Genomic DNA, 14,159 nt, shown 5'->3' with positions numbered 1-14,159 from the left:
TTATATTATTATTTGAGGTGATTTTTATTTTCTTAATTCTAATTCTATATTTTGTTAGTTTCACAATGTTTACAACCGGTTGGATAATTCATCAAAAAAAACTTGATGTTGATCAATCGAATTGGAGTGTATTCATGATATGTTGCATCCTATTTTCGCTATTAATACTAGGCGTTGCAATCATGGGTACTTGGATAATACCTGCACTTCCTTATGTTTAAGAGTCTTCAAAAATTGACAATGACTATTTGGAAGTATTGTTTTTATTTATTGTTCAAGTCATGTACTTTGGTGCATTCATAAAAATTATTATTCGTTATCAATGATTATCCATTGCTTGAGGATTTGGGTGAATAGCTATAATTAATTGAAGAACTAAAAAAAGACCTCCTACTTGAATCTGAGTAAGAGGGCTTTTTTTATGTCATCTTGATTCTACAAACCACTAATATAGAACTTAACGGCGCTTAATATTTCTTCATAGAAAGCAGAGTAACATTCTTTCAAATTACAAATTTCATTATTTGAAGTGTCTTTTGAGCTGACTGTATTTACTTTACTTGTCCGAATATAAGAAACAGGTTCCTTTAAATTACATAAAGGATAAATTGATTTATCTAACTTTATATCACTGTTTTCTATAATTCTTCTACTATCTGATATTTTAGAAACAGGAACTACAGTTAAATCAGTCATGCCTCTATCATTTTCGACTCCGATAATTAAAACCGGTCTAGCTTTGAAGGCTACTTCGTTTTTTCTAACATCGTAGTATGGCATTCTTGTATTTCTGATTGTTCCAATAAGAGAGCTATTCGGCACTAGCAGAGTACCTCCTCATCGAATTCTTCGAACTCTTCTAGATACATATCGTACTCGTAATCATATATACGAACTTTTTCTGCATCTTTCTTGATGTCTTCTAATTCGATGCTTTCCGCTCCATAATCATTATCATTTAACCCTATTCGGCTATTTTTCCATGATATTTCTTCATGGGTTAATTCCCTCAGTTCCCAAGCGGAATACTTCCCGTATTCATAAATTACGTTGTCAATGAGGTACTTTTCTTCAGTCGATAGAGTGTCTTGCTCGCATTCTTGAGGTTCTTCTAAAAAGAAACGCAAAGAAGGCAATACTGGCCCGTGTATCCAGCCTTCAAAAGAATCATCAAACAATACTCTGCCTGTCATCGCTATACTTTGACGTTGCAGCAAATACATTAACTTCTGCAATTTTAGTTCGCTAGATCCGAAAGTTGATTTTGATATGATTTCATATCTTGCAATCAGATTCTTTGCTATTTCTCTGGCGCTTTTCAATACAATCCCCCCCTTATGGTAAAGATCAGCATATACATGTATATTTACATAATCTGCACGCTTTAAGTATCATGCTTACATTCTAAACTATATCATCAGAGTTTAAGTTATACAAGAATTAGTTAGCTTTCTAGCTATATTCTTAGCTATTTCTTATAGCTAATCTTAAAAAACAAAAATTTATGTACACCCGCCCTACTCTCGTAGGGCTATTTTTTATCGCTTAGGAATTGTCAAAACATACTCAGGGAAACGAATATCAACTGTTTGTCCATTGATCGTATTTCCGTTCGGATCATTTGTGCGTCGTAACATCGGAAAGACTCTTTTCCCTGCAAATTTACGAATATCCAATGTGCCATCCAAACCAAATCGTAGGCCACTAGGTAATCCATAGGCTGCATTCACATCATCTCTGATAATACCGGCTGACCGACAACGACCAATTTCGACATCCGGATTGTCTGCATCCATCCAGAAGACATATCCTTGATTTAAATGAGCTGCACCGTTGATTGGCACTAACCAAGCACCAATCCGGAAGATTCCTAATTGTAACTCATTAAACACTTCTAACTTCCCTACATAATTACCAACAGTTTTTGGTGGGCTTGCTAAAATAATTTGATCATGTGTCTGTGGTGTCGCTTGAATACTACCACTTCCGCTTGTGTTGTAGCCAAGCACATTCATCACCGCACGGATTGCCTGATCCATATTCTGATCTAATCGTCGCATGTCATTTGCATTATCAATAAAGCACCATTCGATCAATAATACATTGACTCCCGGATTAGTGTTTCTGTGGACGAATAAGCTAGTCGTTGCTTTCGCTCCTCTATCCACAATACCCAGCGCCTTAGCAATTGCAGCGGATACTTCTGCGGCTTTCTTGCGGGCTTCTTCATTTCCTGCCCAATACCAAACCTCTGCACCAGTTGCTTGTCCATTGAACGCATTTAAATGATTTGTGATTGCCCATCCATTACCGGCTAAATTCATTGCGTTCACTTGATTTTGTAAATTCTGATTCACTGTAGTTGCTGATTGATCACTAGTATTAGCTACAGATGCTATTGCTTGCATTTTTTGTGTAATCGTACGAACTACATCTGCTTCACGTCTACCATTTCCAACTGCTCCTGGGTCCATCCAGTTGTTCCCGCTTTGCCGTCCGCCATGACCGCCACCATTTGATCGAATTGTCATTATTTGCCACCTCTTCCTGTGTAGAACCAATCTAACATACTTTCATTTGGATTGTCTGTTTTTTCTCGGTCCTTTTGTTCGAAAACAAATTTTTCATCTTTATTAGTTTTAGTAAATTCTGCTGGAACAATAAATACTGGTTCAGCAGAATGGTTTAACGTATGTGCTGCATCCTCAACTACTGTCTCGTCATTTTGGATTTCTGGTTTAACTACTTCGTTATAGTCAGTAAGAAATTTTTCTTTATTCCGCATCCTTTTCTCCCCCTAAATTATGTTTTTTACTTTCTTGCTTTTCTGTAGAGTCTTTCAACTTACTAAATCGATCTTTTACAAAATCCGGCACATAAACGCCTAATTGCCCCAAATTTTCAATGACAGAGATCCCATAAACCGCTATATAGGATAAAACAAATGCTGTGGCGACACCTTCAAAATTCATGATTTTTAAATAAGGATAAGTAATCAACACAAGAGCCACAACTAACAAATGTTTCACTACCCCCATTAACCCCTTTGTACTATTCGCTTCTTTTCCAGCAATTCCTTTACAAATACCTGTAATAATATCTGCAATAACAATCCAGACAAAAATTTGAATATAGACATTGCTGACTAAATTTTTAAACTCTGACAACAAAACTAAATTATCAATAATCACCATGTTTCCACCCTTCTCTCTATTTGTTGAACACAAAAAGCGCACCCTTTTGAGCACGCCTAGTTAATCGTATAAAATCAATTTTCCTCTACCTTACTATTTGTTGTTGGTGCTGGCGCAAAGACTAGCGCAAAGCCCCTGACTGCTAATCTTTTGACAGGCGTAGTCGGCGAATCAATAAACCGGACAATTGGTTGTCGAGCATCATCGAAATTATTCGACACTGTAATATGATAAGCGCCAAATCCGCCATCTGTGTAGTCTGGCAAGCACGAGCCACCAATCCAAATGTATCCACCGAAAATATTCGGAACATCTGGATAAGTAAAGCCCGGATGGCCATCATTTCCAACGCGAATTGTACTTCCTCTTCCCCAACCAGATGGATTTGAAAAGCTCAACGTTTCCCAAGTTAGCCATACGCCACCGCCTAAATACACTGCACCATGATTATCATATTTGTCAGTGGTTACTGCCTCTGCATATTCAACCCCCACATTGATTCCATTCGAAAGTAAGCCACCTTTAAATTTTTTCAATGCCGAAACTGTTTGAGGAGTTGTTAAATCCATTAAACTTTTCGATGCTTCAGTTTTTGTCAGAAATAAGTTTTCTTGCTCTTTCTCGCTTTTATCAATATGATCTGCTATACGTCTTTCAATGTATTCCTCAGTGATATCCCAGCTGTAGTCGTTTGGATTATCACTATCTTTAATCCCCTCACCAAAGTATCTATGCTCAGAAATATTCGGAGTGGCTATATCACCTTTTTCTATTTTTAATGAGTCAATCGTTACTTGCCCCATTGTTGCTTGAGGAAATTGGTAGATTTGTAATGTGCTTGGTGAAACACTTCCATTCAAGTTAGCAGATGTTGGCGTGAAAGTAAGTCTCCATGTATCTGCTAAACCTTCTACTATTTCCATATCTCCAATGTTAGAGGTATTATTCGGACCAGTCGTATACACTCTAAATGATTGCGGACCTAATTTCGTCCCTTTCAAAGTTAAGGTATATGTTTGGTTAGCAATAAATGGTTCAATCATTTCAGCAGAATACACTAAATACTGTCGACTATTTATCGGGAAAGCTTGTTCTTTATTTGCTAAATTTTCATTCAATGGAATCTTGGAAATGTGATATGGTTCAACAAGTAGATTGGGTTGATAAGGTGTAGCAACTGATCCTTCTTCTATCTTTATGTTTCGAAGCGATATTTTGCCTTTAATACGGCTTGAAGCTGTAACGTCTTGTAAAACCACATACCATTGTTGAGGCAGTGTCGTAGCATAAGTTGCTATTTGCGTACCTCTGATCGTATGCCAGATATTAGTAGTCGTTGGAGAAGGTCTAACTGTAGATAACATGATGTTTCCGCCAGGTACGTAGGTATTAGTTAATCGAATATTAGAGGCATCCCCTTCTAAACCTTCGTGCAGCATAATCTCGGCGCTAATTGTGTATCTCTTTCCATTTTGAAGAGCAGGTAAGCGCATGCTTGTATTAAATTTAGTTAGTTGCGCAGATCCGTCCAACGTGAAAATAATTTCGCCATCTGGCCCATCTTCAACCGTGGCTCCATTTCCTCCTGAAAAATGATCAGCTGTAATTTTCGGTAACAGATTGGCGTTTCCTGAATAGTCGTAATTACCGAAATCAATACTGTTCGAATACATTCTTTTGAATCTTCCGAGATTCTCGACTTGTTGACTTGCTTCATTCACTTTGTCGACAAGTTTTTCTACTTCTTCATTCATAGTAACTATTTGTTCATTGGCATGATCAACAACTTCCTTCACGTCTCCAAGTAGTTCTTCAATCACACCTGCCGATTCTGCTTTCACTTGTTCAAGCAACTGTTGAAAGTCCTTGAAATAGTATTCACCATTTAATTGGATATCCCAATCGATTACTGACTTTTCTATAGTAAATGTAAACGCTAAATTATCCGTATGGCTACCATCAGGGAAATCAATATAAATATTCGCATCCACTTTTCCTTCATACGAAAGTAACATGTCGGGGATTGGATATTTTACAATTCCTTCTAGATAGCTTTCAGTTATGATTTGATGATCAAAAATAGGAAATTCCTTTTTCTCATCACCTGAATAAATGAACATCAAAAGACGAACCGTTGCTCCAAATAAATCAGTTGGACGACCATCTTGATCTTTGATTTGAAATTGTAATAAACCAGCATTTTTATCATAAGACTTAAAAGTAAAGTGAGTGATTTCTGTTGCTCGACTGACTGGTTTTGTAGGTACAACAATTTCTCCTTTTTTTCTCGCCATTTTATCCCTCCTAATACGTGTATTCTCGATCAGTGGCTCGCCCAAAACCAAGGATGCGAACTTTTCGGTGAGCTGTATCGATTTCTAACACAGCAAATGCATCTTCTGCTACCAAACCTAATTTGCTATCATCTCGAACAAATGCACAATCAAAAACCGTTGAATAATATCCACCCATTTCATTCGTGGAATAAAAATACTCTTCGTGTCGATGGCCAGCAAATAAACCAACTAAATGACTCTCTTTTCGCTGTGTAAAATCGACTGAAAAATCAACGACAAAATCACTTAAATTGGAATGTAGTTGTGTACTTTCTTTGTTGATGAAAGCTGTGAGTAACGCTTTGAGTAGTTCGCCATTTTTTATCGGGTCTGTCGTGACCGTTTCTGGCATCAATGGAACATGACTAAAAATTGCCACATGATAGTCATCTGGCAAGGTTCCTAAAGCTTCTTCTGCAAGCCATTGCAGTTGTCTTTCTTGAAGGGCATAGCTCCATTGATCGACATATTTCAGTGTGCCATTTTGATTTCTAATTAAAGGGTTATCGATCATATCAATAAAAACCATTCTGATTTTTTTCTGATGAAAATCTTTGTAATGATACTGACCATTCCCATAAAATTTACCTTCTTGGTTTAAATGTTTTTTAAAGATTTCCAACTGCTCTGCACCAGTCATAATATCCTTTTCAAACACGTTATTTCCTTCATTATTCGAATCTAAAATAGCAGAACCTGAGTCATGATTTCCTCGGATAATAAACTTATTCGTGTTATTTCCTTGCGAATATCGTACACAGTAGCGTTCTAAGTTCCGGACATTGATTGATTTGTCTCTATGTTCGCTATCCACGTTGTCGCCTAAAGCGGCAATAGCGTCTAAATCATTTTGGATATATAAAACATTATTCAGATTTTTCATTGATCGATAAGCTTGAGTTCGCCAAGTTCCTTCATCAAAGTGCGAATCTGTAACAATACCTACATTGAATAATTTAGGATCAAGTTTCTCACGTAACTGTTCTAATGCTTCCACGAAGTAAAGCCGAGGCAACGTGTTCTCGGCTTCATCTGGGAAATTCGTCGGCCGTTGTCCAGGAACCTGAAATATTATGCCAACGAGGACCATTCATTCCTACTGCAAGAATAATATTTCCAGCAGCCTGCACTCTGCCAAATGCTGGACCAAACATTGCGGGAATTTCATGGGCTAATCCTGTATCACCTGTAGGTTTAAATCCTGTAGGAACAATCAATGGCGCAAAGTGTGCATTATTCGAAGCGTTCGCATCGTCTCTTGCTTGAATATTTCCATGCATGACCACGAGATCCCCCATACGCGTCAAATAAATATTGCCATCTCGAACATTACTTAACTGTGTGATATCAAAATGTCGTGTCACCATGTTCGCATCATAAAATTCTTTTGTTGCTTGAGGAGTCATTAATTTAGTACTGTTTACGCCTAATCTTGCTTCTTCATCGGTTGCTAAACGAGCACTTGTTTGTTGAGTAACCCGCTGGGGAGTCATAAACTTATTCGATACCACTCCTTGCTCCGCATCTATTTTCGAAGCTGTGGCGAAATTATCAAGTTGATTTGTCCTTCCGTCAATTTCAGATAGTTGATCAATTAATCCGCTAAAATCTTCGTTCTCAACAATACCTGCAATAAGGTGTTTGTAGCGTTTATAGTAATCAACTAGTTCTTGTAAATCCCAAAAATAGTTTCCTTCCCATATGTTTTTTCGAATGCCTGGAAGGACTCGATAAGTAAAACGCATGGTACTAAATAAATCTGATTCGGGTTCATCGCTATTTGCAAAGCTAAACCAAGCGTTAAATTCACCTACCTTTTGCAAAAAGGCATCATTCAACTGATACGATACACGGCTACTATCATAAAAGACCGTGTCTACTCTGTCTCGAACCTTATAAGTCCCGATTTCCGCATTAAAAAAGACCACTTCGTTTTCAAACTGTAACAACTGTCCGTCTTCAACAATTTCAGCTTCAAACGTATGACTATTTTTGTCATCTTGAATGATCCGAACTAATGGAATATTATTATTGGGTTCAGTCGTGCTTAACACCATTTTATGTTTTGGCATGGCTCTCCCTCCTAAAAATTAATATAATTACGTGGATTATGGAAACGAGCATTGGATGAGGGATAAAATTCATCCATGAATTGAAAGTGAAGATGTTCCCCAGTAGATGGTCCAGTTGTTCCCATTAATCCTAATTGTTGCCCTTGTGAGACTTTTTGCCCTACAGAAACGTCTACTCGACTTAAATGAGCGTACCCCGTGTAAATACCGTCTGAGTGTCTGAGGACTACATAATTACCGTACCAACTAAAATATTCTGCCCCAGCAACAATGACCTCTCCCTCACTCGAAGCAAAGATAGGTGTATTCGGATTGTTATTCACCAAGTCAATGCCATTATGGAATTCTTGAGCACCGGTGATAGGGCTTGTACGCCAACCAAATTCACTAGTCACTCGAACAGGTGCGCTAATTGGCGTAATATATCCAGCTGATTGTGGGATAGATAAATCTTTAAATCGGTTGTACCAATTAGTTGACCATCCGACTCTTTCAGGGTGATCATTTAATGGTCGCTCAAAATTCTTTTCGAACGCTCTTGTTGCGGTAGCGATATCTGTAAGGTTCATAAATTGTGTCCATGTATAAGGATAAGCGTTGGTCGCAATCCATTGACCATTGGGAGCATGCCACATTAACAATTGAAACTGTGCAGTGATTGTATCAGGATTTTCAGTGATTCCTGCTTGAGTCATTAAATTGATCATATATACACGACCACTGCTCGCCCCTGTACTATCTGTCCACTGCCATACGCCATAACCGAATCCTGGTTTACCATTTCCTTCATCGGCAGTAGGATTTGCATCAGATTCTCCTTGAGCGTTTCCTAAAAGAGCTGCAGCGGCTTGTTGTGTGAATCCTGCGCCAATTGCCATTGCCCAAATTTGCCAATAGCGTTTATCACGATCCGAAGTAATTTCTGGTGGGTACTGTCCATTCCAACTACCGCCATTCCCGCCACCACTACCACCTCCGCCATTACTGTCTATTTTTACACCATTCACATATAATTCTTTCACATCTAATCTACCAGTCACTTGAACTTGATCGATTATCATATCTAGCCTTCTCTGAATCATAAATAGTTGATTCATCCCAACGATGATTCCTGTTCCGTTCCTCGCAGATAATCCAATAAACCGGTTGTTTCCTTCAGTTCTCAAAAATATTGAATTTCCTTCAATTTTTTGTCCCTCTGGAAGAATAAGTTCTGGAAAAGGATTGCCGATAGTGGTCATGCCACCAACTTTCGAACCTTCATAAAAATATTCCATCCCATTTTTTGTCAACTCCATAATTTTTGCGCCATTGTTGATGGCTTGGATAATGCCATTAGCCATTTTCAATTGATCGCCAGCGCCATTGAACGAAGTTTCAAAGATATCTGCCCTAATCTTTCCGGCTTGGATAAAATTGGCATTAAACACACCCGCAATCGTCCATGCAGTTTTGAATTCATCGGTCCAGAAATCACCTTCGATAAAACCAATTCCATCTGAGTTCATAACTAAAAAATGGTCAGATGTATCAATACTTTTACCATTCATAAAAACCATCTGATACGGCTCTCTGCCGTCAGAAATACCAGTTTCTTGACCATTCATCAAAAGGATCGAACCACCATTTTTCCCTGCGCCACGCATGATGTCATCTTGAAATTTGCCGATTTCAGTTGATTCGTAGAAGGTCATCTTATTTGATTCCAGATTAGAAATACTATTCGAAATCTGTGCTGCTTGTCTTCGTGCATCTTTGGTTAAATTGTCACCCAATTCAATTGAAGTCTGGCCAGTTAAACGGTTAATTCTCACTTTGAAGATTCTAGTACGATAGTGATAATTACGATCATGTCTATGAATTGTCACTGTATTTCCAATGACATCACTTCCTGTCACCTCAGCTTTAAACTGTGCTAAAGGTCTGGAAGCATCCACCAATGTCTCATAAGTTTTTTGTAATAGCTCTGTTGGATCTTCAATATCATCGAAAATCACAACTGTTTCTCGTTTCCTCATTGTTCCATTAGGTTGCGGAATACCAAATTTTGCTGTTGCTTCCGGATCTTCAAGCCAATTTTCTCCTAACGGTTTGTCTAAAGGTGCGCCATTTGATTTTTTCCATTCTATGTCCGCAAATTCGATTCTTCGACCATAACCATCGCCGACTTCTTCACCACGTCCTCTGCCAATAATAGAAGTCGCAATTGAGCTTCTGTCAACTTCTTTTACAACAGAGAGTGCTTTACTTCCATAAGTAAACCGCATATTCGAATGCTTCCCCATTTGTTTATGCGCTTCAATCCATTTATCTTTAATTCCGTCTGAGCTTAGAGAACAACGAAAAGAAAACTCCATACCGAATGTTTGTAATTCTTTCAAAGCCTCTCGCACAGAAACGTAATAAAAATTGGTAGTGATTGCTGGTAATGTAGGGGCTACATATTCAACACGCCAATTATTATCGGTAAATTCCATTAACCGATTTAGCAACAAGGACACTGGCTGTCCACTTGGCCTAATATCTCTGATAATATAGCCATCTAGCTCATCAGGCGCAAAGCCAATCCCCGTAAATTCCAACATTTCCTTTGGATCATTTGTTTTAATTATTCGATACAACGAAAATGACGATTCGCTTTCACGAACCGCCATAAACCGAGCATCTTCAATTTCTTTATCGTAAGCCACTGTTACATATAGAACGTCTTTCATTAGCTCACTTTGATTCTTAGTTATTTCCTTTTCTTGAGTAACTTCGATTAGTTTATTTTTGTTTTTTCTTTTAATCATTTTTTGTAGATGATCAAAAAAATAGACTGTTTCGCTCAAATTGTCGCCCCCCTGTAAAAAACTTTGAGTTTTCCATTGTTGCAGACAACTTTTTGACCTTGTCGCAAAACAAAATTCTCAAAATCAGATTCTAAATCAATGACAGATGTCCAGTCTTCATCGTTAACCATTAGTTTTTCATCCGCAAAATCAAATACTAATTGATCTCCTGGTTTTATCGCTGCATTAGTCACACTAATTGTTTGTTCCCCATTTGTAATTCTTATAGCATTACTCTTTTCTAAAGTAACCTTTATCTTGGTTGGCGTTATTGGAAATCGCATCGTATTTCCAATATAACCATCCGTTACAACTTCTCGTGTATACTTTAACGGATCTGCGCAATAGATGGTAAAAGTAGATATAATGGAATTAGAATCACCTGCAACTTTATCTGCCGTTGCGTAACGACCATAATAGTAATAATCACTTTCATCTCGAAATCTGATCTCCACATCCTCTGTTCGATACAAAAAATTTAATAAATCTTTGAATTTGAATTGAAGCTTTTCTGGATTGTTATCTTCTAACTTATACGTAACAGAGATTGTCCTAGACGGTAATGATTGATTCGTTATAAATGAGCCGATTTGAATCCCTTGTTGCTCAATTTCCAGAGACAACATCTCTCTCCCTTCAACCTTCAGTGTTTGATACCCTTCCACAAGATCTTCTAAGTACATTCCGTCATACATCATTGCAGAGGTAGGAAGGAAGCGGTTAGGATTTTCTCGATTAATCGTTGTATCATTAAATCCATACATCTTATTCTCCCATTTCTCCATATTTCCCTCCTAAAATTCTAAATTAATTTCTGCACCTTCGCCCATCGCTTGCGCGATATCATCGACAAAATGACGGAATGATTGTTTCCCTACATTAACATTAAATATCGCCGGTTTAGTTGAACCACCCATATTCACATTATGTTCGACCTGAGTAGAAATACTGCTATTGGCTTTTTGCAAGTTGGAAGCTAAGTCAATCTCCGGTGAATTATCAAAAGTGTCCGTAATGATACTAGCCATACTTTCAACGGTACTTTGAACTTCATCAAATCCCGATGTGAGACCTTTGTTTAAGCCCTCCATAATCGCATTACCCGCCGGAATCAAAAGTTTTCTATCATACTGTATCGGTCCTTTGTTTTCTCGAATCCAATCACCAATTCCGCCAACAAAATCTTGAACTGCTTTCCAAGCATTCTGTAGCCCTTCTAGAAAGCTATCCATGATTGCTTTTCCAGCTTCCCACAGATTAATTTCCTTAAGCGTGTCAAACAATCCAGTAACTTTTCCAACGGTATCGTTAACAGCATTTACAAGTCTATCCCAGATTTCTTGGACACCATTGACCATACGATTAAATATGTTGATGGTTCCTTGTTTTAGATTTTCCCAACCTTGGACAACGCCATCCTTTGTCTGCGTCACTAAGTTGCTTATCCACTCTTTAAAGGAACTCCAGATATCTTTTGCCCCTTGGACTGTATTATTGAATAAATCAATCGTACCTTGTTTTAACCCTGTCCAACTATCAATAGTCGTCTGAACGATTGCATCAATCGTTTCAAAGAACCATATTTTTAGATTTGTCCAGATCTCAATTGCACTATTTTTAGTGTCTTCCCATGTTTGAACAATCGATTGCTTCAGCCCTGTCCACATTTGTACGGCATTGTCTTTTATGGTTATCCATAAATTGGCGAAGAATGACTTCACTTGATTCCAGATAATATTTGCTTGATTAGAAACCTCAGTCCAGATGTTAATCACCGATTGTTTGAATCCATCCCACAATAGTAATGCACTATTTATGATGGTCCCGATATATACGGTGAATATATTTTTAATCGATAACCAAATATTTTGTACCGATTCGACCAGCGTTTCCCATATCATGTCTAAGTCATCTTTCATTTGCTGAAAGTCGCCAGTAATTAAGTTGATAATGAACAGCAATGGTGCAGCAATCAATGCTTTGATAATTTCAAAAGTATTTAAGATAATATTTTTCACTTCGGCAAAAATTGATTTTACTGCATCGATGATATTAGAAAATACCTTAGAAAAGTTTGAGACAAAAGGCCCTATATATTTCAATATAAAATCAAGTGAGCTTTTAATTTGATCAGCTATTGCTTTCCAAATACTTGATGCTGTATTTTTTAAGTTATCCCATTGTTTATTGATGCTGGAAATCATCCCATCAACTATATTTAAGGTGCTTTGTTTTATGTTTTCCCATGCTTCAGACGCCGATTGAGTTATATCTGACCATAAATTGGTGAAAAAGGAAGTTAGCTCACTCCATTTTTCTCGGACAAAATTTGCGGCGTTTTCCGGTGCTTTTTGTATAGTTGCCCATGCTTTTTCTGAAACATCCTTAATCCCATTCCATAGATCACTAAACCATTCAGTCGTCCCGTTCCATGCTTGTTTGAACCATTCTGAAATGCCATTCCAAATATTTTGGATTGCTTTTACAGAAAAACTAACTATTTCCTTTATACTTTCCCATAAACCAATCCAAAAATTACGGAAATCGTCACTCGTATTCCACAGGTAAATAAACGCTCCTACTAATGCAATTACAGCTGATATAGTTATTGCAATCCAGTTAGCTTTCATTACTGCATTTAGAATTTTTTGTGCTATGGTAGCTCCTTCAGTCGCCTTTGTCCACTTTTTGTATGCATCCGCAACCGTATTAATTTTGTTTTGAATGGACACGACAGTTGAGAATGTTGTGAAGTATCCAATTAGTGCCAAAATAGTTGGTATAAAAGGATCTAGCGTGTTCCATAGATTGGTTAAAACATCAATCGCTGGTGGTATGCTATCTGTAATAGCTTTGAAAGCTACATTTACCGCATCTTTTATTTTGTCAAAGTTCTCCGCAATCGATCCTAGACCAGCATTTTGTAATCCGTCATCAATTGCCCTTATAACATTTGCTAAACCTTTTACAACCGCTGTCTTGATATTGTCAAATGATGTTTGAATTCCAGCTGAGTTTTTCTTAGCCAATTCAGCAAAGCCATCAACCCCTTCATTCAGTTCAATCAATCGATCATTAAACTCATCAAAGGTGATTTCGCCAGCTTTCAAAGCATCATATAACTCATTAACAGAGGTTACACCTCTATCTTCAAAAGATTTGGCTACCTTGTCCATAGCGACCGGCATAGTATCCTGAACCGATCGCCATGACTGCATATCTACTTCTCCTCGTGCAAGCATCTGTCGATATTGTTCAATCCCACGAGCTGCATCAGCAGACGAAGAACCACTCGCCAGCATCGCATTATTCAATGCAATCGCAGTATCTGTCCCTTTATCTAAACTTCCGGTTGAAATTGCTAATTGTTGAGTGCTTGATACAATTTCATCTAATGAGGTAGGCAGACCGTCAATCCCATCAGTAAGCTTGTTCATAGATTTGTCAACTTCATCGGTAGAATAGCCTAATGCTCTCATAACGACTGGGTACTGATTTAAGGTATCAAATCGCTTAATGGCTCCATCTGTAGAATTTTTAACCATTCCTATTGCCGAATCGACCAATTTAAAAACCCCGACACCTTTTGCGATGTCGAGGATGGAAGTATTTGTTTTCTTAGTATTATCATTAAGACCACCCATTGAATCTTGCATTTGTTTCATAGATTTAGTAAATCCATCATCAATTGCAGAAATGATTGCCTCAACGCTGTATGATTCCATA

General features: G+C 37.8%; 11 protein-coding genes. All 11 read right to left on the bottom strand.

The annotated features are described in order from the left end of the window. Positions 1 to 435: 435 nt before the first annotated feature. Complete coding sequence (locus P3R27_RS13285; RefSeq protein WP_301356885.1) at positions 436 to 822, bottom strand: type II toxin-antitoxin system PemK/MazF family toxin; 387 nt, start codon at positions 820 to 822, stop codon at positions 436 to 438. Further along, positions 822 to 1,322: a Panacea domain-containing protein gene (locus tag P3R27_RS13280; RefSeq protein ID WP_301356883.1), complete on the bottom strand. Its 501-nt coding sequence runs from the start codon at positions 1,320 to 1,322 to the stop codon at positions 822 to 824. Before P3R27_RS13280 ends, P3R27_RS13285 begins: the two co-directional genes overlap by 1 nt. 216 nt (positions 1,323 to 1,538) lie before the next feature. Next, positions 1,539 to 2,531, bottom strand: a complete 993-nt coding sequence (locus P3R27_RS13275; RefSeq protein WP_301356881.1) for an N-acetylmuramoyl-L-alanine amidase — start codon at positions 2,529 to 2,531, stop codon at positions 1,539 to 1,541. Continuing rightward, positions 2,531 to 2,785, bottom strand: a complete 255-nt coding sequence (locus P3R27_RS13270) for a DUF5960 family protein (RefSeq protein ID WP_207463716.1) — start codon at positions 2,783 to 2,785, stop codon at positions 2,531 to 2,533. Before P3R27_RS13270 ends, P3R27_RS13275 begins: the two co-directional genes overlap by 1 nt. After that, on the bottom strand, positions 2,775 to 3,194 hold the full coding sequence (locus P3R27_RS13265) for a phage holin family protein (protein ID WP_034687909.1): 420 nt from the start codon (positions 3,192 to 3,194) through the stop codon (positions 2,775 to 2,777). The genes P3R27_RS13270 and P3R27_RS13265 overlap by 11 nt, the downstream gene beginning before the upstream one ends. A gap of 74 nt (positions 3,195 to 3,268) precedes the next feature. Then, complete coding sequence (locus tag P3R27_RS13260) at positions 3,269 to 5,488, bottom strand: BppU family phage baseplate upper protein (protein WP_301356876.1); 2,220 nt, start codon at positions 5,486 to 5,488, stop codon at positions 3,269 to 3,271. Positions 5,489 to 5,498: 10 nt separating this feature from the next. Further along, on the bottom strand, positions 5,499 to 6,620 hold the full coding sequence (locus tag P3R27_RS13255) for a metallophosphoesterase (protein WP_301356874.1): 1,122 nt from the start codon (positions 6,618 to 6,620) through the stop codon (positions 5,499 to 5,501). Continuing rightward, entirely contained in the window at positions 6,559 to 7,602 is a 1,044-nt protein-coding gene (locus P3R27_RS13250) for a BppU family phage baseplate upper protein (RefSeq protein ID WP_301356872.1), read from the bottom strand. Before P3R27_RS13250 ends, P3R27_RS13255 begins: the two co-directional genes overlap by 62 nt. Before the next feature lie 11 nt (positions 7,603 to 7,613). Further along, on the bottom strand, positions 7,614 to 10,433 hold the full coding sequence (locus P3R27_RS13245; protein WP_301356870.1) for a phage tail spike protein: 2,820 nt from the start codon (positions 10,431 to 10,433) through the stop codon (positions 7,614 to 7,616). Continuing rightward, the gene (locus P3R27_RS13240) at positions 10,430 to 11,218 is read right to left on the bottom strand and encodes a distal tail protein Dit (RefSeq protein ID WP_080693139.1); all 789 of its coding nucleotides are present in this window, start codon (positions 11,216 to 11,218) and stop codon (positions 10,430 to 10,432) included. Before P3R27_RS13240 ends, P3R27_RS13245 begins: the two co-directional genes overlap by 4 nt. 9 nt (positions 11,219 to 11,227) lie before the next feature. Further along, positions 11,228 to 14,158, bottom strand: coding sequence for a tape measure protein (locus P3R27_RS13235; protein ID WP_301356867.1), 2,931 nt, complete (start codon positions 14,156 to 14,158; stop codon positions 11,228 to 11,230). Between the last annotated feature and the right edge of the window lies 1 nt (position 14,159).

The organism is Enterococcus spodopteracolus, from assembly GCF_030441955.1.
GTDB classification, from domain to species: domain Bacteria; phylum Bacillota; class Bacilli; order Lactobacillales; family Enterococcaceae; genus Enterococcus_B; species Enterococcus_B spodopteracolus.
Note: the sequence above shows the minus strand (reverse complement) of the source record. Positions and strands in the feature narration are given on the sequence as shown.